General features: G+C 57.5%; 20 protein-coding genes. 12 read left to right on the plus strand and 8 right to left on the minus strand.

Annotation, left to right across the window (positions count from 1 at the left end; genetic code table 11):
• The 3 genes from SFX18_07475 to SFX18_07485 form a co-directional block, all read left to right on the plus strand.
• Positions 1-689, plus strand: a 689-nt coding sequence (locus SFX18_07475; GenBank protein MDX1962976.1) for a hypothetical protein, incomplete at its 5' end; no start/stop codon positions are given.
• A gap of 60 nt (positions 690-749) precedes the next feature.
• Positions 750-1,385, plus strand: coding sequence for a sigma-70 family RNA polymerase sigma factor (locus SFX18_07480; GenBank protein ID MDX1962977.1), 636 nt, complete (start codon positions 750-752; stop codon positions 1,383-1,385).
• Positions 1,386-1,440: 55 nt separating this feature from the next.
• On the plus strand, positions 1,441-1,842 hold the full coding sequence (locus SFX18_07485; GenBank protein ID MDX1962978.1) for a hypothetical protein: 402 nt from the start codon (positions 1,441-1,443) through the stop codon (positions 1,840-1,842).
• Between the two features lie 42 nt (positions 1,843-1,884).
• On the opposite strand, the gene SFX18_07490 is transcribed toward SFX18_07485, so the two are convergent.
• The 3 genes from SFX18_07490 to SFX18_07500 are packed head-to-tail and all read right to left on the minus strand — an operon-like array spanning position 1,885 to position 5,952.
• Positions 1,885-2,886, minus strand: coding sequence for an NAD-dependent epimerase/dehydratase family protein (locus SFX18_07490; GenBank protein MDX1962979.1), 1,002 nt, complete (start codon positions 2,884-2,886; stop codon positions 1,885-1,887).
• 43 nt (positions 2,887-2,929) lie between these two features.
• The gene (locus tag SFX18_07495; GenBank protein MDX1962980.1) at positions 2,930-4,804 is read right to left on the minus strand and encodes a fatty acid CoA ligase family protein; all 1,875 of its coding nucleotides are present in this window, start codon (positions 4,802-4,804) and stop codon (positions 2,930-2,932) included.
• The gene (locus tag SFX18_07500; protein MDX1962981.1) at positions 4,801-5,952 is read right to left on the minus strand and encodes a glycosyltransferase; all 1,152 of its coding nucleotides are present in this window, start codon (positions 5,950-5,952) and stop codon (positions 4,801-4,803) included. Before SFX18_07500 ends, SFX18_07495 begins: the two co-directional genes overlap by 4 nt.
• Before the next feature lie 264 nt (positions 5,953-6,216).
• Between SFX18_07500 and SFX18_07505 the strand changes: the two genes are divergently transcribed.
• The 5 genes from SFX18_07505 (at position 6,217) to SFX18_07525 (ending at position 13,560) form a co-directional block, all read left to right on the plus strand.
• Positions 6,217-7,734, plus strand: a complete 1,518-nt coding sequence (locus tag SFX18_07505; GenBank protein MDX1962982.1) for a DUF362 domain-containing protein — start codon at positions 6,217-6,219, stop codon at positions 7,732-7,734.
• A gap of 9 nt (positions 7,735-7,743) precedes the next feature.
• Positions 7,744-8,697 carry a DUF4129 domain-containing protein gene (locus SFX18_07510; GenBank protein ID MDX1962983.1) on the plus strand — a complete coding sequence of 318 codons (954 nt, stop codon included), beginning with the start codon at positions 7,744-7,746 and terminating at the stop codon, positions 8,695-8,697.
• A complete protein-coding gene (locus SFX18_07515; GenBank protein MDX1962984.1) occupies positions 8,694-10,022 on the plus strand; it encodes a hypothetical protein in 1,329 nt (442 codons plus the stop codon). The genes SFX18_07510 and SFX18_07515 overlap by 4 nt, the downstream gene beginning before the upstream one ends.
• A gap of 677 nt (positions 10,023-10,699) precedes the next feature.
• On the plus strand, positions 10,700-11,854 hold the full coding sequence (locus SFX18_07520; protein MDX1962985.1) for a MoxR family ATPase: 1,155 nt from the start codon (positions 10,700-10,702) through the stop codon (positions 11,852-11,854).
• Positions 11,855-12,138: 284 nt separating this feature from the next.
• Positions 12,139-13,560, plus strand: coding sequence for a DUF58 domain-containing protein (locus SFX18_07525; GenBank protein MDX1962986.1), 1,422 nt, complete (start codon positions 12,139-12,141; stop codon positions 13,558-13,560).
• Positions 13,561-14,178: 618 nt separating this feature from the next.
• On the opposite strand, the gene SFX18_07530 is transcribed toward SFX18_07525, so the two are convergent.
• The 4 genes from SFX18_07530 to SFX18_07545 form a co-directional block, all read right to left on the minus strand.
• Positions 14,179-15,603, minus strand: coding sequence for a hypothetical protein (locus SFX18_07530; protein ID MDX1962987.1), 1,425 nt, complete (start codon positions 15,601-15,603; stop codon positions 14,179-14,181).
• Between the two features lie 62 nt (positions 15,604-15,665).
• Entirely contained in the window at positions 15,666-16,622 is a 957-nt protein-coding gene (locus tag SFX18_07535; protein MDX1962988.1) for a hypothetical protein, read from the minus strand.
• Entirely contained in the window at positions 16,606-17,586 is a 981-nt protein-coding gene (locus tag SFX18_07540; GenBank protein ID MDX1962989.1) for a stage II sporulation protein M, read from the minus strand. Before SFX18_07540 ends, SFX18_07535 begins: the two co-directional genes overlap by 17 nt.
• A gap of 4 nt (positions 17,587-17,590) precedes the next feature.
• A complete protein-coding gene (locus SFX18_07545; protein ID MDX1962990.1) occupies positions 17,591-18,532 on the minus strand; it encodes an RDD family protein in 942 nt (313 codons plus the stop codon).
• A gap of 313 nt (positions 18,533-18,845) precedes the next feature.
• Here SFX18_07545 and SFX18_07550 point away from each other — a divergent pair, with 313 nt between their 5' ends.
• The 4 genes from SFX18_07550 to SFX18_07565 all read left to right on the plus strand — a co-directional run bounded on the left by SFX18_07550 (position 18,846) and on the right by SFX18_07565 (position 22,194).
• Positions 18,846-19,910, plus strand: coding sequence for a hypothetical protein (locus SFX18_07550; protein MDX1962991.1), 1,065 nt, complete (start codon positions 18,846-18,848; stop codon positions 19,908-19,910).
• Positions 19,911-20,036: 126 nt separating this feature from the next.
• The gene (locus SFX18_07555) at positions 20,037-20,360 is read left to right on the plus strand and encodes a hypothetical protein (protein ID MDX1962992.1); all 324 of its coding nucleotides are present in this window, start codon (positions 20,037-20,039) and stop codon (positions 20,358-20,360) included.
• Between the two features lie 222 nt (positions 20,361-20,582).
• Positions 20,583-21,740, plus strand: coding sequence for a DUF1559 domain-containing protein (locus SFX18_07560; GenBank protein MDX1962993.1), 1,158 nt, complete (start codon positions 20,583-20,585; stop codon positions 21,738-21,740).
• Positions 21,741-21,771: 31 nt separating this feature from the next.
• Complete coding sequence (locus SFX18_07565; GenBank protein MDX1962994.1) at positions 21,772-22,194, plus strand: hypothetical protein; 423 nt, start codon at positions 21,772-21,774, stop codon at positions 22,192-22,194.
• 270 nt (positions 22,195-22,464) lie between these two features.
• On the opposite strand, the gene SFX18_07570 is transcribed toward SFX18_07565, so the two are convergent.
• A complete protein-coding gene (locus SFX18_07570; protein MDX1962995.1) occupies positions 22,465-23,019 on the minus strand; it encodes a hypothetical protein in 555 nt (184 codons plus the stop codon).
• Positions 23,020-23,152 lie beyond the last annotated feature (133 nt).

Consider the following 23,152-nt stretch of genomic DNA (forward strand, 5'->3'; position numbering starts at 1 on the left):
CGGAGGCAACTTCCCCAGAACCACCCCCTGCCGGCGAACCAGCGCCCGCCTTAGCAGCGCCCACGGAACCCAAACCGGCCGAGGCCCCCGAGGCTAGCACGGAGTCATCTCCCCCACCCTTGGAAAAGTCCGCAGACCCAACGGCTGAACAGCCCGTTGACAACACACTTTCCATTCCCCCCACAATTGCATCAACCCCTCGTCTGCCGCAACTACCGAACTGGGCGACACAAGATCAAACCATCTTGGGAAAGAACATATACATCACAGTGAACACCGATCCGCATCAAAACCTGGGATCCTGCCGTGATGAGTTGGATCGCCGGGTTTGGAATAAAGCGATCGAGCGGGTGGAATTGGACTTGGGACAGCAACTGCCGCGGGGTGTGGGATTTGAACGGACCTTGCCAGCGGACTTTTTGAATCAACTGATTGTGGAACGCTATTTGGAACAGCGCGAAACTGACAGCATTGGCCCGGTGTATATTTATCACGCCCGCGTCCAATTTACCCCTGAACATCGGCAACGTATGGCAGAGGTGGGGAAGCAAATTGTGGTTGAACAACGGGTCACGGGCGTGGGGTTTGGCGTGGGAGCGGGGTTGGCGCTCTTGTCGTTGGTGTATGGCGGATTAAAATGGCGCGAGCGGCGAAAACCGGCGCAACTGTTGGCCAAAGCCGCCTCCTAATCAGGCTTGTACCTATAGGGCCCCGACCCAGCGTTTTCTATTTTTTCCCTCGCGTGACTTGTGACGCTCGACGCCGAACAACTGCTGCTCCATCAAATTCAGGCGGGGGATGACGCCGCCTGGCAAGAGTTGATCACGCGGTATGAAGGGCGACTCTTGGGCTATGTCGAACAACGGCTCCGCAACCGGGCCGCCAGCGAAGACGTGGTGCAAGAAACCCTGATTGGTTTTTTGACCAGCCTGCCCAACTTTGATCGCCGCCGCTCGCTAGAGAATTACCTGTTTTCCATTGCCGCCCACAAATTGACCGATTATTTGCGGCGTCTGGGGCGCAGACCGACGCTGCCGCTCAGCGGTTCCTCGGACAGCAGCGGCGATTGGTCGTTACCGGGTAAGGAGCGTCCCGCCAGCGTCATCGCCCGCAGCGCGGAACGCCGCAACCTGGAATCCGGGGCGCTGCAAACCGCGCTGGAGACAATCCTTACCCGCTGGCAGGAAAAAGGGGAATGGACCAAAATCCGCTGCGCGGAACTGTTGTTTGTGCTGGGCAAGCCAAATAAGGAAGTGGCCGAGTTGTTGAATATGTCCGAGCAAGCGGTTGCGAATCAAAAGTTTGACATGATCGAGCGGCTGCGCACGCATTTGCACCGGCAACAACTGGACGCGGATGTGTTTCCGGAATTGAGTAATTTGTAAATAACCAACAGCTGATCTCAAATTATTAATTTGAAATACCCCCCCTCAACACCCGATGCAATTCACCACCGCCGAACTCGAAGGTTACCTGGACGAAACCTTGGCTCCGGAAAAAATGGCCGCCATCGAACTGGCCCTGCGCGCCCAGCCCCACTGGCTGCCGGAACTGCAGCGCATTGTCCAGCGGCGCGACGCGGGGGTGCACTCCGTCGCCGAAATTTGGCGCCGCGCTCGTCTGACCTGTGCCAGCCGGGCGGACCTGAGCCAGTTGCTGCTCGGCATCTTGGATGAGGACCGGGCCGATTATCTGTGGTTTCATATTCAGACCATCGGTTGCCGGTACTGCGCGGCCAATCTGGCGGATCTGCAGTCCCAACAAGCCGAAGCCGTTGAACAAACCACGTTCCGCCGCCGCAAATACTACGAATCGAGCGCGGGCCTGCTGCGAAAGCGGTAAGTCGGTAGTGGTGGGTGGGTAGTGTGAAGTGCGAAGAATGATTTATGCCCTGGTCGTTTGTAGCCAGGCTCTGAGCAGCCGCATTCCTTCGGGCATACTAATCCGCGGCTCGTAACCCAACTCTCGCCGCGCTCGAGTTATGTCAAAGTAATGCGACTTGCCCAGTTGCGCTGCCAAAAAACGCGTCATGCGCGGTTCACGGGCGTTCCCCGTCAGCCAGTGCCACGTCTCGAGCGCTCCACCAATCCTCCACGCCAGTCCCGTGGAGATGCCGCGCGTCACCGGCGGCAAATCAACGAGCGACAACACTTGGTTGATCCAGTCCCAGCAGTTAACGGGTTCTCCCTGGCTTAGAAAATACGCCCGCCCCCCCGCCGGGCCATCCGCCGCCAGTTGGTCCAGCGCCAGCAGATGCGCTGTCGCGGCATTGTCGATATAAATCGTATCTATCAAATTCGTGCCATCCCCCACCCGCCGCAGTTGACCGGCCCTAGCACGGGCGATCAACCTTGGAATCAGATGCGGGTCTCCCGGCCCCCATATCAAATGCGGCCGCAGCGCGCAGGTCCGTAGCCCCTGCGGATCATGCCCCGCTAGAACCGCCTGTTCGGCCAGGGCCTTGGTCCGGGGATACGCGCAAAGCCATGTGTTCGGATACGGCGCGCTTTCATCGACACCACACTGGTCACCACCGGCAAACGTCACGCTGGGGCTACTGGTAAAGACAAACCGCTCCACGCCAGCGCGCCGCGCCGCGCTTAGCAATAACTCTGTGCCGCGTGTGTTAATTTCGTGGTACTCTGGCCACTTTCCCCAAATGCCCGCCTTGGCCGCGGTGTGGATCACCGCGTCGCAACCCGCCACCGCGCGTTCGACCGCCTTGACATCCCGCACATCCCCGCTCACCACCTCCACGCCGTTTGCCGCCAGATCGGGGTAACTTCCCCGGCCCAGCACCTGTACCGCGTCCCCCCGCGCGCGCAGTTGTGCCACAATCGCCCGTCCCAAAAATCCCCCTCCGCCCGTGACCAAGGTTTTTGACATAAGTTGCCACGTTAGCTGGCTGTTACGGTTAACGCGTTGCGATTTATTCTGGGACTTGGCCGCTCACCTGGCTACTGGCCCACACGGCCAATTTTTCGCGAAAGATTTTGGCATTATGCCGAATATCCACGGGAAAATTGGGGTGGAATAAAATATCTCGCAGCTGCTCGGTTTGTGCAAATTGCGCCCCGCGCGCGAGGATCGCTTTTCGCAAAGTTTCCAGTGCCTTAGCGGGGGGCAATGTGGCTCTTCCCCGCCAATTTTTGCGTAGGGCGGCTGGCTCGACGATTAAAATAGCGCGCTGATGATCGATCGGCCCCACGCCGACGAGCGCCGTCCGCCGGACGCCTGGCACAACATTAAAAATTTCCTCGATCGGCGTGGAAAAGAGCGGTCCCCCGCTGGTCCAAACAATATGCGCCACCCGCCCGCAAAACCAGAACCGTCCCAATTCGTCCAAATAACCCGCATCCCCCATCCGGTGCCATACGCGACCGTGATCATCCAGTATTTTTGCCAGGGCGTTGGCCTCGATGCGGGTAACGTATTCGGTGGTGACCACCGGCCCGGTCACAATCAGTTCGCCAATCTCTCCCGTGGGCAAGGTCGTGACCGTGGAAAGCCGCGGCACAGGCCCCGACACGATCGGAATCACCCTCCAGTCGATCCCGGCAAACTTGCGTCCCACGCAGACACCGGCGCCGATTTGGGTGCGCGGCCAAGTCTGGGCGAGAACTTCTCGGGCGCTTATCGTGGCGACGGGGAGAGCCTCGGTCGCGCCATAAGGCGTGTGAATTTCGGCATCTGGGGGAAGACACTTTACCAGCTCTTGCAACAGGGTCCCCGCGATGGGCGCGCCGGCGGAAAGCACTCTTTTTAGCGTCGCGGGGGGTGATATGATTTCGCGGGTAGTTTCCGGCTTTGTCGCGTTCAATTCCCGCGCATATCGCGCCGCGATTTTTTGCCATACCGCGGGCGAGGCAAAGCTTTGTGTGGCGGCGTTATCGCCTATGGCGTCTCCCCAGATGCGCCGGGGATCACAGCTTGCCGGACGGGAAAAGTCCATCACGGGCAAAACCGTGGTCACGCCCAGAGCCGCGTTAAACAGTCCAAACAGGGGAAAACAGGGGACGTCAATCTCGCCGGGTTGGATGTGATATTGGTTGCGCAGTTCGGCGACTTGCGCGGCAAAATTTCCCTGGCGATAGAGAACCCCCTTGGGCACGCCGGTGCTGCCGGTGGTAAAGATGATCGCTGCGGGATCCGTGGGCCGCATCCTAGGATGATCGTTAATATTGTTTACAGAGGACACCCCACCATCCACGCTGGCTGGGCCATCCCCCCCTACCCTTCCCTGTTGCAGTAGTTGCGCATAACTTTTAAAGCCCGTTAGCCACGACTTACCCACCACATAATTCCAGCGCGCCTGCGGAAATTTCCGCTGATACCACCAGCGCACAGCGTGGCCCAGGGGGGTGGTAATAAATCCCGCGGGCTGGGCCTCGGCCAGACAGCGTATAAGGTTCTGGGGACCCATGCCCGGATCGATGAGAATTTGCGCCACCCCCGCGCGTAACAGGGCAAAAACCAGGGTGATAAATTCGATCGAGGGGGGGACCAAAAGTGCTAGTCGCGTCCCCGGAGTCACCCCTTCCTGGACTAGTCCCCGCGATAAATCCCGCACATTCGCGGCTAACTGGTCAAACGTGATTTCACGGTACCTTTGGCGTAAGCGGCCCGTGGCCGTATCCCGGTAAAACCCCTGGCTGCGCGGATCGCGGATGGCGATTTGCTGCGGATAGCGCCGCGCCATTTCCGCCAGGCACTCACTCACCAGCGGGGCCGCGGATGTCGTCGTATCTATTGCCGGCGCGTCCTGGTAGCTTGGTGCGGCGGGGAGACTCTCGGGCGCATTCATGGCCGCGTCTCCGCCAGTAGCTTGCGCAGCACATCCAGGTAGGCTTCGCTTCGTTCGCCGGGTTCAGGAAAATTCTTGAGCCGCTCTTTTCCCGCCTGGACCAACGAATTCCACAGCGCCTCATCCCGTAGCAACTTTACAATTTGCCCCACCGCCGCGTTTGCATCACGGGGGGGAAAGTAAAGCGCGGCTGGCCCGCAAATATCGCGGGCAAAATCCAAATCCGAGGTGACAATCGGCAGGCCCATCGCCATGGACTCGGGATAGGTCGCGCTAAAGGTCTCGAGCACGGTCGGGAGGAGCAAGAAATCGCATTGTGAAAACAGTTCCGGTCCCTGGCTGACCGGAATCGGGCCATGATTGGTCAGCCGATCCGCCACATTGAGCGCGGCTGCGGCCGATTGCAGGTTTTGCCAGTCCGGCCCATCCGGCGGCAGCGTCAGGACAATTTCAAACGATCTCTCCGGCATGATCCGTTTTAGTTCCGCCGCGATCCGTGGCAGCACTTGTAAATTCTTATGCTTGTACGGCGCCGAAAAGCAAAAAATCCGCAACCGCCGGTCCGACCGGGGAAATGGCCGCGCCGCATCGCGGTGGGCATAATAAACCGCGCCACAACTGTTGCTGATCACATCAATTTTTTCCAGCGGTATCCCCAACCGCCGGTGCAGACCCTGGCGCGAGGCCTCGGTCTGCATCACCCAACGATTCGCCCGCCGCACCCACCACATTTTGTACAGCGTGGTCAGGCCAAAGCTGAACCATTCGCGGGGAAAGTCCAAGCTGCGATAGGCGGCCAATCCCGCGTGTGTCACCCAGGGCTCGCTGCAACCCAGCAAATGCGGCTGGCCAAAGGCCACATACGCCGGACCGCTAAAGGTAAAGACCGCGTCCGGCCGCACTTCATCCGCAAAGGCGCGCAGGTCACGCCGGGCGGCGCTGTCGCGCGCGGGGGAATTGGCAAAGATCCGCGGTGATCGGGAAAAGGCCACCCCCAGGCTTTCAGCGGCGCTGGCAACCTGGGGAGAAAGAGCCAATTCCCATTCAAATTCGGTCGGTTGGCGGAGGATATACGCTAAAAAGTTGCTACTGGTCTGCAGCGCGCCCCCTTTGTTGATGACGGTCGTATTGAGTAAAATTCGGGGCATAGCTGGACAAATTATTTGTGAGACCGCGCGAAACGACTGCCGCTTGCTAAAATACCGATTTGTCAAAATCCCTCATTTGACACAAATGGCATCTTGGCCGACACCCCGCCGGAAGATATCGCCAGACGCGCGTCAAACAAGCTAGTATAATCAAAGTGAGCCAGCGGAGCAGGGAGCGTCGGGCCCAAACCGCAAAAATGCCGCGCCTCGGTTGCGTGGGGAACCTATCCTTTCACGTGTTTTCCACAACGATTCACTTGCCCCATGAGCCACCTGCCGGACCTTGTCGCCGCAGCTTGTACCGCGCATGCGGATTATCCGCGCACTTCCCCGTATCATCCCAGCGAGTCTTATCCCGAATACCCCTACCGCCAAACGGAAGGCTCCGCTCCCCTCGGGGCGCTGCTGGGGACGGAACCCAACGAAATCTATGCCGCTGTGCGCGAATCACTTCGCTTGGCGGGACTGGACGCGGCAAACTTTGGCACGTCGGCCTGGAATCCCCTGGGCCAGTTCATCCGCCCCGGTCAGTTTGTGCTGCTCAAACCCAACCTGGTCAAGGAATGGCACCCCCGTGATCCGGACGGCTGGATTTATGTCATCACGCATGGCAGCGTGATTCGCGCCGTGGCTGATTATGTGTGGATCGCGCTTGCGGGCCGGGGGCGGGTCATGGTGGCCGACGCTCCGCAAACGGATAGCAAATTCTCAGCGATGGTCAAATTGATGGAACTGGACCGGTTGGCGGACTTTTACCGCGGCCAAGGACAAAACCTGGAGTTGGTCGATTTGCGCAAGGAAGAATGGGAAAATGTGGACGAGGTGATCGTCGAGCGGCGCAAACTGGCCGGCGATCCCTGCGGTTACCAAGCCTACGATCTGGCCGACCGCAGCGAATTTTTCCAACATGCCGGCGTGGGTCGGTATTACGGCGCGGATTATGACGATGATGAACTCAATCGCCACCACACCGCCGACAAACACGAGTACCTGATCAGCGGATCGGCGGTCGCCTGCGATGTGTATATCAACCTGCCTAAACTGAAAACCCATAAAAAAGCGGGAATCACGGTCAATCTAAAAAATCTGGTCGGCGTCAACGGCGACAAAAACTGGCTGCCGCACCATACCGTGGGGACCCCCGCTGACGGCGGCGACCAATTTCCCAACCGCAGTTGGAAGACCTGGCTGGAACACACCGGGGCGCAGACCTTGCGCAAAACCGCGCTCGCGCTCCCCGGCGTGGGAACCTGGCTGCTCAAGCGGGCCCGCCGCGCCGGTAAAAAAGCGTTTGGCGATGGAAATCAAACCATCCGCAGCGGTAACTGGCACGGCAACGATACCACATGGCGAATGTGCCTGGATTTGAATAAAATCGTGCTCTATGGCCGCCCCGACGGCACTTTTCGCCCGGCGGAATTGCCCGCCGCCAAGCCCTATTTGTGCTTTGTCGACGGCGTCCTGGGGGGAGAAGGAAACGGCCCCATGGATCCCGATCCGCTGGCCTCCCGCTGCATCCTCTTTGGCAGTAATCCCGGTGTGGTGGATGCGGCATCGGCCGTGATTTTAGGGTATGATGTCGATAAAATCCCCATTGTGCGGCAGGCCTTTCACGCACGTGGATTCCCCATTTCCACTGGCAACTGGCGGGAAAAACGTTTAGCCAGCAACCGGCCCGAGTGGAATGGCACGTTAGGAGAATTAACCGGTAGCGCGGCGACGCTGCACACCCGGCCCCACTTTGGCTGGGTGGGTCATATCGAGGCCGCACGCACCAAATAAGTCGACTTTATGCAGGACATTCAGCCACCTCCGGCAAGATACCCCCAGTCCCTTGGTTGGCGCGCTATTGCCTGCGTGGCGATCGGGGTGATGCTGGCTTGTTTTGATATGCCGGGCTCATGGGCGCCATTTTGGGGGAACTGCCTCGCCCAGGAAGCTGAGTTTCCCGAGGATTGGGATGAACCCCAATCCGCCATAGAAACACCGGCAGAGTCTCCGGCACCGTCCGGTCCCGAAATTGTCGAGTATGAAGGGGAAAAGATCGACCCCGCCGAGGCGACCGCCGCGGGCAAGCAGGCATTCGCTGGCACGAGCAACTTTCCCTGGTATGATCGCGCGCGGGATGAGACGCGGGCGATTCGCATTCCTCCCCCGCGCACCAACTGGTCATCGCAGTCGCAACAACCGATTAATCCCGGCACGCCCCCCACGACCTCCGCGCTTGATATCATCCAGCTCTTTTTTTGGCTGGTGGTAGTGTTATTGCTGGCGGGAATCTTGTGGATTGTCATTCGCATGTTTTGGCGGGGGGACAACGACGGATTTACGCGGGTACGCGCGCCGGGTGGCGTCATCCGGGCCGCGCGGCTCGAGGAACTGCCAGTCGAGCTTAACCCCGCGGTGCGGGACTTATTGTCCGAGGCGGCCCGCTTGACCGAGGCGGGGGATACCCGGCTGGCCATTATCTATCTCTACAGCCATCTCTTGGTGACTTTGGATCAATATCAGCTCATTTACCTGTCCAAGGGCAAAACCAACCGCCAGTATTACCGCGAGATCCGCCAATCCCCCGCGGCGCAGGCGCGGCCCGAATTAAGCGATTACTTTCATCGGGTCATGCTCGCCTTTGAAGAGAGCTTTTTTGGCGGGCATGAGTTACCCCCTTCTCTGCTGCGGGAATTTTTGGCCGCTTGGCCCAACGTCCCGCTGTGGCTGCGTCCCGGAGCGGAGGGTCAAGCATGAGCGGTATATTTTCATCGCTGGACTCTTACCCCGTGGATCGTCAATCGTCCAAGAGTTGCTCCTCGGCTCTCCGAGGCTGGGTTGCCGCCTGGGGGCTATTGTTGTTGGCCTGCGCGGGCTGCGATGAAGAACTGGAAGTTCGCTATGGCCGGGCCTACGGCCCCAGCGTTAACGGTACCAGCGTCCTGCAGCAGATGTTTCGCGATGCCGGCCATACGGTAAACACCCGCAGCCAACTCACCCCGGAATTACAGCGAAATGGGGAGGTGCTGGTTTGGTTTCCCGATAACTTTAACCTGCCGGATGACAAGGTGCGGGATTGGCTGGATAATTGGCTAACCGCCCAGCCCAATCGGATGCTTATTTACATTCACCGCGACTTTGACGCCGAGCCGCTGTATTGGCAGGAAGTCCAGTCCCGCAACCTCAGCAAGCAAACCGTGGAAGTGGCCCAGCGGTTGGGTGAGGCGGAGAACCGCTTTTTGCAAGAGCGAAATGGCAATTTTATTTATAGCAATCGAAATTGGAGTGGTTATGGCAGACCGGGTATTAAGGACGCCATCTCAAAAAGCGATTTTCCCTGGCTGCAAATCGCCGAACTCCCCCAAAGTCATTCCCCTGGTCCGGTAAAAAGCGTCTCGGGCCCCTGGAGCGTCGGGCTGGATCAAACGAAGCTCGCCTTGCGGCAGAATAGCCAGTTGGTCCTGCCGACGGCCGCCGTGGAATTGACTCCCTTGTTGCGGGCGGATGGGCTCGATTTTGCTTTTTTAGAGCGCATCCCGCGCGGCAATTTTTCCCTGGGCCGTAACTCGCAGGATAGTTGGCGGCTTTGCGTCAACAATGGCTCGTTTTTGTTAAATTATCCCCTGATTAATCCCCAGCATCGCCAATTGGCCCTGCAGTTGATCAACCAAGTCGGTTCCGCGCGGCGGGTGGACTTTTTGGAAAGCGACTGGAATGGCCCCCGCATCCGCGACACCAATACCATCGACCAACGCCCTAACGGCTGGGAATTCTTTACCATTCAGCCCTTGGGGATGATCTTGGGGCATTTGGCTTGGATCGGGATTATGTTTTGTTTTATACGCTGGCCCATCTTTGGTCGGCCTCGACCGCTCCCCCGGGTTTCGGCGTTCGATTTTGGTTTGCATCTTCAGGCCCTGGCCAATTTACTGGCCCGGACCAGACAACCCCAATTCGCCCGGGAAAAAATCGCCCAATACCGCCACCAAGCGGGCATAGTGGAAATACCCGGCGAGATTCCCACCCCGGACGCTCCGCGGGGCCAGGTGGTGGACACCACGATTAAATTTCCCTCATCCTAAAATTGCCTGAATTCTTTTGTTTCCATTCCCCCACGGCGCGCGGCGGGGTGATTTTTGGAGATCAAACCCGCATAACCGGGCACGGCTGGGCCTTCAATTTTGGTCCGGGCTGCGCCTGAAATTCCCTTACAACGGATCACCGGCCCGATTACAATGCGGGCACCGCGCGGCTAATCAATCAGTCCAGGGCCAAGGCCAGTCAAAGCCTGCGCTTTTATTATTGGCGCATTTTTTCCTACTGACGGGGGCGTGCTTCGCATCGCTGCAACATGCTGGAATCGGAAGAAAACCGGACACGATGGCAAAACGGGATGGTGGAATTTTCCTGCCCGACCTGCCATAAAATGCTGCGGATCAAAGTCGAGCACGCCGGCCGACAAGCCCAATGTCCCGGTTGCCGGGCGATCGTGGTGGTCCCCAGCCCGCCAGAAGATACCGTGCCGATCGAAACCGTGGGGGACCATTTTGACGCCAACAGCTTTGGTGGGCAAAATCCCGCCGCGGACACGCTGGATTACCGGGTCTCCCCTCCCCGGCCCAATGGCGCGACTGCGTCCAACTCCCCGACGCCATTTTCCCTTCCCCCCGCTCCGCCCCCCAACTCACGTCCGGCGGCTCCTCCCTCCTTTCCCCCGGTGAGCACTTTCTCTGGGGGTGGAACCGCTGGTTCCCCGGGGTTGGGACAGTTTCAACCCGGAAATTTAGCGGGGACGGTCCCTTATCAACCGGCCACCCCCGCCGGCCAACCCGCTTCCTCCTCCGCATCTAAGGCGTCCAACGCCACCGATCTGCAAATGCCCGGCGGGGATCAGGCAACCACGACCGCTACGCGCATGCTGGCGGGCGCAAATCTGGGGGGCCAAGGCCGGGGGGGAGATATGTCCCCCACCATGCGCACGTTTCAAAGCATCGTCCAGGAACTGCGCAAAGTATACATCGGCCAGGATGAGTTGATCCTGGGAACCTTGATCGCCCTGTTTTCCAGCGGGCATGTCCTGATCGAAAGCGTCCCCGGACTAGGCAAGACGCTCTTTGTGCGGGCGCTGGGGCGCGTGCTGGGCTGCCAATTTGGCCGGATTCAGTTTACCGCGGACTTGATGCCCTCCGACATCACCGGTTCGCCGATCTTTGATATGAAAACCCAAGAGTTCCGGTTTCATCCGGGGCCGGTTTTTACGCAGATCTTGCTGGCGGACGAGATCAACCGTTCTCCCGCCAAGACGCACGCGGCGCTGCTGGAGATCATGCAGGAATACCGGGTCACGATCGAACGGACCAGCCACCAAATCGCGCGTCCGTTCCTGGTGCTCGCGACGCAAAATCCCATTGAAAGCGAGGGAACTTATAACCTGCCCGAGGCCCAGCTTGACCGCTTTATGTTTAAGCTGGCGGTCAACTATCCCACCGCCGCCGAGGAATTGACCGTTCTGCGGCTGCATGGGCAACAAGCCGACCTGGACGCGACACTGCGGGACGAAGTGAATGTGGTCAGTTCCCCCGCCGAAATCACCGCCCTGACCAAATCACACGCCAACGTGCGCATCGAGGATAAATTATTTGATTACATTAATAATATCGTGCGGTTGACGCGCTCTTGGCCGCAGTTTCATATGGGGGCTTCCCCCCGCGCGGGCCTGGCCCTGGTGCAGGGGGCCCGCACCTTGGCCGCTTTTCATGGGCGGGACTATGCGGTGCCTGACGATGTGATCCAGATTGTGCTCCCCGCACTGCGTCACCGGGTGGTCCTGACCGCCGAGGCCGATGTGGAAGGACACCAGGTGGACGACCAACTGCGACAACTGCTCAATACGATCGAAGTCCCGCGAATGTAATTAGCCCGCAGCGTCAGCAAGGGACACCATATATTTATCACGGAGCGACGGAGGAGACACCGAGGCGCAGGGAGAAAACATTTTGTAGGAGGCAACTCCGTTGCCGAGCAGTAGGTTATCAATACATCGTAGATTGGGACCAGCCGCCTACGAATTTTTTTTATATCGATGGAACCTCGACGGCGCTATCCAAAGATTTTTCAATTAGGAAGTACGAGGGAGCACAAAGACGCTTTCAACGGCCAACCTCCAACCACTAGACTAGATTCAAACCTCCAATCTCCATGCCTTCCCTGCCCCTCCTCTTTGCCGCGTGGCCGTGGGAAAATTTCAATCCCGTGATGTGGCTCTTGGCCAGTCTGCTGCCACTCTTGGGCCTGGCCGCTATTTATCGGGTTTATCCCCGTTGGCCGCAGTTGGGCTTTGCGTTGTTGGCCGCATGCGTAACGCTTATTCTTATTATTTATCCGGGGGGCTTGTGGCTGGTGTTGCTGCTGGACGGGGCGTTGGTGTTAGCGGCCATGATAGACTTGTTTTCGTTGCCGCGGCGTTCCCACTTTGCCGTGCAGCGCGAAACCCAAAAAATCGCCTCCTTGCGCAAGCCGCAACACATCCGATTAGAGGTTCAAAACTATAGCCGCCGCGGCTATCTCGTGGAGATTCGTGATGACCTGCCCCCCGGCGCCATAGCCGAACCAGCTGAATTTCGCGCGGTCCTGTTTGCCCAAACCCGCTCCCTCATGGAATATTCCCTCACCGCCAACCAGCGGGGAGAACTAACCCTTACAAAGGTTTATCTCCGTGTCCGCAGCCGCTGGGGATTGTGGCACCGCGACCTGGAATATCCCCTGCATACCCTCTTGCATGTCTATCCCGACATGAAGCAACTCGAGGAATACGCCATCCTGGCCCGCACCAACCGCCTCAGTCTACTGGGCGTGCGGCGCACCCGCAAAATTGGCCAGGATAACGAGTTTGAGCGGCTACGCGACTTTACCCGCGATGATTCTTACAAGCATCTGGACTGGCGCAGCACCGCCCGCCGACGCAAGCTTACCGTGCGGGATTTTCAAGCCAATCAAAGCCAGCGCATCGTGTTTATGATCGATTGCGGACGCATGATGACCAACGAGGCCGCCGGGCTAAGCCTGCTGGATCACGCCCTTAATAGCATGCTGATGCTCAGCTATGTGGCCTTGCGGCAGGGGGACGCCGTGGGCATGCTGTGCTTTTCCAACGAAATCCACAGTTACGTTCCCCCACGCTCGGGGGGAACGCAAATGAACCGCCTGCTGCATGCGGGGTTTAACCGCTTTCCCCGGCTGGTCGAATCCCGCTACGACGAGGCCTTTTTGTACTTGTCCGCCAATTGCCGCAAACGTTCGCTGGTGATTCTCTTGACCAATATCATCGACGAAGTCAACGCCCAGCAGGTGCAGCGGTATCTGGGGGCGATCGCGGGGCGGCACTTGTCGCTGGGGGTGTTATTACGGGACCGGACGCTGTTTGACGCGGTGGAAAACACCCCCCGCGGCGACCAAGAACTGTACGCCGCGGCCGCGGCGGCGGATTTGCTTCTGTGGCGGCGGCAGGTGATCACGCGGCTGGGTACATTGGGCGTGCGGTCGCTCGATCTTTTTCCCGAGGAAGTCACCGCCCCCCTGATTAACACGTACTTGGATATTAAGGCCCGGCATTTGCTATAAGTAATTACAAATTAAAAATTACGAATTACAAATTGATTTAGCCCGCAGCGTGAGCAAGGGGTCAGTGGGTAGTGGATAGTGGATAGTGGATAGTGGATAGTGGATAGTGGAGACGCAGCGTTAGCCAGGGACAGATTCAGCCAGACACGTAGCGGAATTCGCCAGAATTCCGATATCACTCAGCCCGCAGCGTCAGCAAGGGACAGAATACATCTATCACGGAGAAACGGAGGAGACACAGAGGCGCGCGGAGAAGACATATTGTAGGAGGCAACTCCGTTGCCGAATCTGCGCTATTGTTACCGAACTGAAGGTTGGGACCAGCTGCCAATAAAATCCTGTATACCGCTAGCACACTCCCGGCACGGTCCCAACATGATTGAACAAGTGGGAGGTATTTTGAACAAGAGGGAGCAGAGGAAACAGAGAACCAGCCCGCAGCGTCAGCAAGGGACAGAATACATCTATCACGGAGAAACGGAGGAGACACAGAGGCGCGCGGAGAAGACATGTTGTAGGAGGCAACTCCGTTACCGAACAATAAGCGTCAAATTTGAGATTTCAGATTTCCATCACAAAAAACTGCCATCCGCAAACTTAAAAATAACAATCACCAGCTCAGATCCTCCCCTCCGGAATTTGCGAGACCACGAAACGTAATTTGCCGGTGGGGGTGCGGGCTAGTGCCGGGTGGTATTCCACCTGCAACTCCGCCTGATCGCCAACCCGCTGGCGAAATTCGCCCAGGAGTTGCGCCTCGTCGGCGGGTGTGTATCCCTGGCCGCGCACAATGCGAATACAAATTTTACCCGGCTCGTTCTGGTAGAGCTGCGCTTCCTGGATTCTCACCAAATCCTTAAAGATATGGTCCATCCGCCCCAGCTTGGCACCGTTTTTTAACACGATGTAATCCTCCAGCCGCCCATCAATTTCCGCGACCCTGCGCCCCGCTAGTTCTCCCCCGGTCGTATTTTTTTCGTCGTTCACGACTGGCGGCAATTGGGCGATATCCCCGACCTCGTAACGGACTAGCGGCAAGGCCAAATTGGCCAAATTTGTCCCAATGATGCGGTGGCCCTGATGTTGAGTTCCCGTGTCACCGGGGCTAGCTCCCCTGATTGCCGGCACAAACTCCACCGCGGCAAAGTCCTCATCCACGACCAGTTTGCCCGTGACAGTTTCTGAGATATTCGCCACTCCTTCGCTCATGCCGTAATGCTGGCGCGGACGCACGCCAAAGGCCGCCTCGATGAGCGCGGTTTGATTCGCCAGCAGATTTTCGGCACCGGTGGTGATCCATTGCGGCTGATAATCCAGCTTTTCCCCTTGATCCAGCAAATATCCCGCCACCACCGCCAGTAGTGATGGATACCCATGCAGCCACGGCGGCCGCAGGCGATTCAGCTGGGCCACGTAGGCGGGCAAGTTTGTCGGCGAGACATGGTATCCACTAAACATGATTTGCCGACCGGGATGATTCATCCGCCAAAACGGCGGCTGTCTCTGTCCCAGCGGCACCAGTGAACGCCCGCCAAAATACCCGCACCAGGTGTCGGTCTGAATCCCATGCCACCGGCGGTACCGCCACCATACGGCCCATTGCTCGCGCTGAAATTCCCGCGTCACCGCAAATCGCAATCCCGCGCCGGTCGTGCCACTGGTATGGGCGATGACGCGGTCTTTTTCCGGCACGGCGGTGGAGAGCAGCTCCGCATAATTAGCACGGACGGTGGTTTTATCTAAAATGGGCCAAGCCGCCAGATCGGCCAAGGTTTGCACTTTTTGGTAATTTAACCCCAGACTGTCCCAGGTGCGGCGGTAATAGGGGACGGTTTCGTAACAATGCCGCAAAAAACCCCGGAGGCGTTCATCGCGAAAGTTGGCCAGTTGGGCCGCCGGCCATCCCAGGCGTTCCTCCGACTCCGCCAATCGCCGCCAAAAGTCGGCGTTGTACCGGGCCCGCTGGATGCGCCAGCCTTCATAGCTGCAGGCCAAATTTTGCAGCCAGACGGGCAACCGCAGGTACAGGGCTTCTTGGTTCATGCGGCAAACAGGAGTTTTTTAGAACAAGGACAAGCCGATTTCACCCCGGCAAAATCTCCGCCTTAACCCGCGGGGGCGAATTTTGGGGGAGTTGATCCCGCTGGCGCTTGGGGGGGAAGGGGTTGGGGTGCGGCGGCGGTGGGGTGGGTCTCGATTGTTCCGCCCACGCGCAGCAATTGCTCGGCCGCGGCTCGCAGGGCCAGATCGACTTCCCAGCCCTCGCGGCGAATGCGCAGATCAAGATAGCACAAAAACCGCACAACCGTCAGGTAGAGCGCCACAAACCAAAACACGATGGGCAACAGCACCGTATGCAAGGAGGCGTCGATCACTAAATGCGTGCTAAATTGTCCGCGCACAAACCATAACCCCCATAACAACAAAAAAATCAGTTGCTGCTCGATCATCCACAGGGCAAAGACCCGGCCATAAATCATGCCCAGGTCGCCGGTATGGAGGGCGTTATTGCGCTGGCGGGTGGAGAGTTGTCCCACGCCACCCCACCAGGGATTGCGCTCTAGCAAAATCACCTCATTCAAGTAGGCCCAACGCGTGGCTGGCCAAATCCAAAGCAATATAAGAAACATGAGCCAGCCACGCCAGATATCATCGGCCACGCCCCATAATAGCCCCTGGGGAAAAAACAAAAAGCGGGCCACCACCTGATAGCCGATCAACTGCGGCAGCGACGCCGCCAGATCGCGCGCCGCGCGGCGATAGTCTAATTTCCGCTGAAACATCGCCTGGCCCAGGAGCAGCGTCACGGGGGCGGTGACCAGCGGAATCTGGTAATATCCCAGGCAAAAGAGTCGAAACCAATAGTCGTTGACTTCTTCGTTTAGCTCCAGGTAATTGCCGGATAAAAACCAATAATTAAAAAGGGCGGCGGGGATCATGGTCAGCGCCGCCGCGCATATCAACGGTCGAAACTGATCGCGCAGCACCTGCATCGCCAGGTCGCACAGCTCCCACAGCGTCCGCTCGCGAATGACCACCAGGGTATTATTCAGATCGGACATGCGCTTCCTTCCGGGGATAGCCCAAAACCACAAAGTAGTAAATCAACAGTCCGCTGGAAATGGCGGCGATCATCGCTTTGGACCAATAAGGCATGGCCGAGGGAGAGACAAACCCCTCGATACTGGCGGCCAAAATAAATAAAATCACCGCAGCGCAGGCCGTGGGAAAGGCCTCCTTTGCGCCTAATTCCAACGCGGCCGCCCGGGTCAGGCCGCGGGTGCTGATCAGCGAAAACCCCATCCGCATCCCCGCCGCGGCGGCCAGGATGATCGCCGTTAGTTCAAACGGCCCGTGCGCCGTGACAAATTCAAAAAAATGTTCTCTTTCCGGTCCCTCCAGGCTGGCCATATAACCAAACACTCCCCCCAGATAAGCCGCGTTATAGACCGTCTTAAATAATCCGCCAATCCCCAGCAGCAGACCCCAGGCAAAGCATTCCAGGCCGATGCCGGCGTTATGCATAATGTAAAACGTGAACATTTCCATGTTTTGGTTGATATCGCGCCCCTGCGGCGGATCGCTGTACATATTGCGCATTTGCTCCATCATTTCGGGCTGCAGCAAATTCTCACAAAAATCCGTTGAGTTGCGCGCTAAAAAAAACGCCGTGATAAACAACCCCCAAAACAGCACAAACGCCAACCGCAAATAACCATCCTGGAACAACCGTTGCGGCACATGCACAAATATCTCGGTAATCCAGGCCCGCGGATCAAACCGCCGGCTGCGGTACAAATGGTTGTGCGCCCGGGCCACCAACTGGTGCAAATATGAGATGGTGTTTGGCGGCAATTGATAAGCGTCCGCCAGCGCCAGATCCGCGCATGCCGCCCGGTATAGGGTTCCCAGTCGCAGCACGCTATCGGGGGACTTGGTCCCGTACGTTTTTTCTAACCGGGAGCACAGCTGTTCCAGCTCTCGCCAATAGAGCCGCCGCGCTTCCAGCAATTCCACGACTTTCATGGGATCAGCTCCTCCCTTGTTGCCAGGGGGGGCCGCCAACCACCGGGGGATTGCGTTGTCCCGCCGCCGCCAGCCGCGCCGCCAATTGCAGTTGTTGCTGCGCTTGTTCCGCCCCGGCGGCGTCGGCGATAAACGTCCGGATGTACAGTCCGCAAAGCAATAGATCATCCGACAAATCGGGGCGTATCCGATTTCGCCAGCGCAGCGCGTCGGCCAGCCGCCGCGCCAGCTCCGCCCGCCGCGGCGGGGTAAACATGAGCCGCCGTTGCACGTACATGGCCAGCGTGCGCGCCAATTGGCGGGATACCCGAATATTTGGCGGTAAATCCGCGGCCACGGCGAGCGCGGCGGGTTCCTTGAGCATGGTCAGGCCCGCCTGCATGCCAGCATCCTCGACAATCACGATCGTGCCGCTGGCCAAATCTCCCAGGCGCTGAAATTTACTGCTGAGCGCGCAGCAAAATATACCCACTAGCCCTAGTGGAAAAATCGGCGGCAACACGGTCCCTTCCGCCGCCAACTCTGTATACATTGGCAAAAACACCGGCGGTATCACCGGCAGCAGATCGACCTCGCGCAAGATATTCCGCAGCACCGCCTGCCAGGCCTGGATCGGTTGGCCCCGCACCCCCACCACGCGCAGCCCCCCCGCCCATTTGCCTGGCGTCTGGCCATTCCAATACGTTTCAAAAATTCCCCCGTAAAACCAGGAGATACCAAACCAGCCCAAACATAAGAATGCGGCCACAAAGACGGGATTTTGCAAACCGATGGATAAAAAAAAGCCGCACAGCAAAATTCCCAAAAACAGCGATAAGCGTATCAGCAGGTCCAGTTTAAACGCAAAAAAGCGACGAAAAGGTCCCGCCAGGCGATATTGAAAGGCAATATTCTCTGGTGTGATAATTTCGATCCGGCTATCGATTTGCAAAGTTTCCGCGGGCATGGATCACTTTGGGTAGGTCCCCTCGCCAAAAAATAAAACTTCGCCAACCCAAGCGCTTGGCGGTACCATGGGTCATTTCCCTGGGGCGATTTCGCCATGTCAGCATAGCTCAACCGGGGCCAGGAGAAAGGCGGTTTCCTGATTTTACGGCATTTTCCCCGGCCTTGCCAATCCATCCGCCCCCGGGCAATTTCCCCCGCCACCGGTTGTTGCCGCTTGTCCCGGAGTGCTAAAATCAAATGGTAATCACCAAATCGGCGGGGTAAATGACCAGCTCCGCTTTCCATAAAATTCATGTCGTTCAGGAACTTCCATGCGCGGATTTTTCGCTTTTTCTGTTCTACCCTGGTTTTGTCTTTTGTGGATCATCGGGGCATCCGCGTCAGCAGCCGACGAAAAACCCCCCGCCGTCACGACCGAAGTCGTGCTGGATGGTCTGAGCAATCCCTTTGGCATGGCCCTGCGACCCGGTAAAGGGGAACTGTTTGTCAGCGATAGCGCGGCGGGCATGATTGTTTCGGTCGATCCCGCCCAACCCAACAAATCAACCCCCGTCATTACCGGCTACAACCAAGATATCTATGGCAAAGGGCCAAAATACGCGATTGGCCCCTTGGGCCTGGCGTTTTTAAACGCCGACACGCTGGTCGTCGGGGATGGGAGCGCGGCGGGAGGAGCCGAAGTGGTGCAACTCTTTAAGCTCCCCACCGATGCGGCCAAATTACCGCTAACTGCCGACGCCCCCTCCCAAAAGCTGGGGCCGATCGCCGCAAATCCCGAAGTAAGTACACCCGGCGAAGGGAACTTCTTTGGCGTGGCCGCGACTCCCGCCGCAATTTTTGTCACCGCCCAGGGGGACGACGCCAAAGGTTGGATTCTCAAAGCTGACCTGAATGGCTCTACCGCGGGTCAGCTAAAACCGTTTATCAAAACTAAAATCGAAACCGGCGTCTCCACCCCCCTGGGCATCACTATGAGTGAACGCGGCGAAGTGGTGGTCGGCCAAATGGGCGAATTGGACCAGCCCCGCGACAGCCAATTGACATTTTACAACCCCAAAGATGGTAAAAAACTGCTGAGTTTGCCCGCCCATCTGCACGACATCACGGCCCTGGCGTACAGCCCCAAGACAAAACGCCTGTACGCCTTGGATTTTTCTGGTAATGACAGCCAGGCGGGGGGCCTATATCGGCTGGATTCGGCCATCGAAAATAATCAGCAAGTCATCAAACCCCTCAAAATCACCAGCCTGGAAAAACCCACCGCCATGGTCTTTGATCCCGCCGGAGTCTTATACGTCACCGTGTTGGGCCAGGGAGGAAACCCGGAACAAGCGAATAAACAGGGGAAGTTGTTAAAGATCGTGGGAGAGCTGTGAGTAATTACAAATTAAAAATTTCGAATTACAAATTAGGTACAGTTATTCTGCCTGCTTACTAGTTATGTAGCTTTCTCTTCCCCACTATCCACTATCCACCATCCACCCCCCACTCCCCTCCCCCCGATGTCGCGTCGCGAACAAATTGAATCGATGCTGGCCGCTGATCCCCAGGATCAGTTTTTGCGCTACGCGCTGGCAATGGAGTTTGATAAGGAGAGCCGGCACGAGGAAAGCCTGGCTTTATTGGCCGGTCTTCAAGCCGACCCAGTCCCTCATGTACCTGCGTATTTTATGGCGGCCCAACAATTAGTCCGGCTGGACCGCTTGGCGGAAGCCCGCACCTTGCTCCGCTCGGGAATCTCCTTGGCGGATCAGGTTGGTAACACTCATGCCGCCGGAGAAATGCGCGAATTTTTGACCAGTTTGGGAAATTTAGGGGAAGCTTGAGGCCCGCGATTGTTCATTTGAAATCTAACGGCCGCTTGCCGCTGGTGAATGGGACGGGTCTTCGATATGATGCTAAAATTTTTTGTATTTTGCGAAATCTGGGTGAAAATATAAAAAATGATTGTCCCCTGGGGAGAATCTTGGTAAGAATAAAGATGGGGTTAGTTGAGGCCTTATCCTTTCTCCAAATTGACAACCGCTTCTCCGGCGGTCGGCCTCGTTATGAATTCGCGATTTTTTTTCTTCGGCGAACCGCCGCACCTGGGTGGGCAGGGTTTGCCACTGCATGCACCTCATTCAGGACCCGCGGCTTTCCGCGCGCGGGGCTTTACCATTGTCGAGCTCTTGGTCTGCATCGGCATTATTGGGTTGCTCATTGCGCTCCTCATGCCCGCCACACAAAAAGCACGGGAAGCGGGCCGTCGCGTGACCTGCCAAAACAATATTCGGCAGGTCTCCCTGGGGATTAAGCTGTTTGAGGACTCACGCAAGCATTTGCCGTATTCGGGGCTGGTGGCGAATGCCGGCTTTTCAGGAGGTTACTACGAGCCAGAGTTACAATTTGACGGCCGTAGCGGCGTCATGCAAAGTTGGGTGGTCCAGATATTGCCATTTATCGAGGAAGGGACGCTGGCCAAGCAAATCGATCCCAAAATTTCCATTCTCAAACAGCCCAACGATCCCCAGGCCAAAGTGCTGCCAACGATGCTTTGCCCTAGCGAAACGGTCAATCGATCGTTGTTTCAACATCCCACGCTGACGAGGAACAAACCTTTTGCCAAGGGGAACTACGCCGCGTTTGTCAGTCCGGTTCATGTGGAATTTCAAAGCCATGAACCGGGCGCTTTGATTGCCGACCGCAAACATCGTTCTGGCAAATTTCCCGACGGGGCGGGCAAGACCATGTTTCTGTCCGAAGTCCGTACCCGCGATAATCCCCGCGATCAGCGCGGGGCTTGGGCTTTGCCCTGGGCGGGAAGCACCCTCTTGGCGTTTGATTTGCACAGCGAGAATACCTATTCCGGCGAATTTTGGGGCAAGGTGCCGCATATACGGGGTAGCTCTTATCGGCCCGTTAGTCACAGCAAAGGATATACGCAACTGCCCAATAATCCCGGACCAAACATGGACATGCTGTATGATTGCGACAATTTAGCCGATGCGCAGCTCACCGGAATGCCCTGCGATAACTATAGCAGCAGCGGCGGTAATAACTTTCTATCCGCCGCTCCGCGCAGCACGCATCCCGGCGGCGTGTTTGTGACCTTTGGGGATAACTCGGTTAAATTTTTGGTTGACGAAGTGGATGAATTCACGATGGGGTATTTGATCTCGATCAATGACGGCCAAATAGTCAATCTGCAAAACGCCGTCCGTTAGTCTTTTACCCAGAATTGAATCCCCCGTTATCATGTCGCAGCGTTTGCCAGCATCGACCGCCGGTTGGGGAATATGGCGGCGCATCGTGTCGGCCTTGTTTATCCTGGGGGGAATTTCCGCCATCGCGCTCAATCTGCTTACTCCCGGCGTGGTCTCTAGCACGGCCGTTTGGTCCGAGGAGCAGGCCCGCCAACATCAAGAGATTTCTTCCAAGGCCCACGCCGCGTTACAAAAGCTGAATCAGCATAAATTTAACAACACACCCCAGGCGGCGGAGGCGGAAGAGGAATTTAACCATTGGCACAAAAAAAGTCAGGAATCACAGGCCCGACTGCAAGCGGCCAAGCAGGCCTACCGCGGTTATAATCATTTTTGGTTTTGGCTGGGCGTGGCGTTTACGGCGATTGGCGTCATCAGCCTGGTCGCGGGAATGAGCGCGGAGCAGAATTCATGACAGGCCGGGTGGGTAGTGAGTAGTGAGTAGTGAGTAGTAGAGGGTTTTATTCTGGTCATTAATCTGAAATCTCAAATTTGCAATCTCAAATCCGCAATCCACGCCAAGGGTGTATGCCGCGAACTCTTTTACGTCAGTTCGTGAAGAATGCGCATTCTGTCCCTGGCTAACGCGGCTGGGTATCAGATGTCCCTTGCTAACGCGGCGGGCTGAGTAATATCCCGGACTAAGATGTTAACCCAAATTTGTCATTCGTAATTTGTAATTGTATCACGCCGCTTTGGCCCGTGCCGGCGGAGCGGCTAGGCGCTGCAGTTCCAGCACTGTCAACAACCGATAGCCCGTTTTAGCCGCTTGCTCATCGGCCAAGTATATCCGCGCGTCGGGGGCCAGCATCCGTGGCACATAATACCAGGCCTGCGCTAGCGCCGGGCCAAGTTGATCCGCCGAGATAATCACTAACTCAAGCTGGCGGATGCCGTTGGCCGCGCGGGACAACGCGCTATGCGGATCACCAGGCAAAAGCTGCGCCTTGACTCCCGCTTTTTTTAGGGCTTGATACGCGCTCTTATAGCTCCAATCGGTCTTGGCCTGATAGTTGGGCCGCCCCTCAAACAGGTCAATCCCATAAAAGTGCAAGTCGGCCTGGGGGAGCGTCTCCCGCACGAGTTCGATCAATTTGAGCGTGCGCTGGCCATTGCCTAAGCCAACTTCCAGCCACCGTTGTGGCGGCCGGTCGGTGACCTCGCGATACAGGATCCGCTCGCTGGCCGGTTGCCCAAAGCGCAACAACCAAGCCCGCGACAATTTGGAAAAGAGCGACACCGTTTGCCCTCCTTGGCACACGGAATCCGGAAAATGGGGGGAGATTTGACACGTCCCGCGACGAATCTTTCGGCGGGGCGCTTTACACTCTTCGACTGCGGCGGGGTGCGAAATTCAGTGGATTTTTATTGGT

The sequence above is a fragment of the Pirellulales bacterium genome, assembly GCA_033762255.1.
GTDB lineage: Bacteria > Planctomycetota > Planctomycetia > Pirellulales > JALHPA01 > JANRLT01.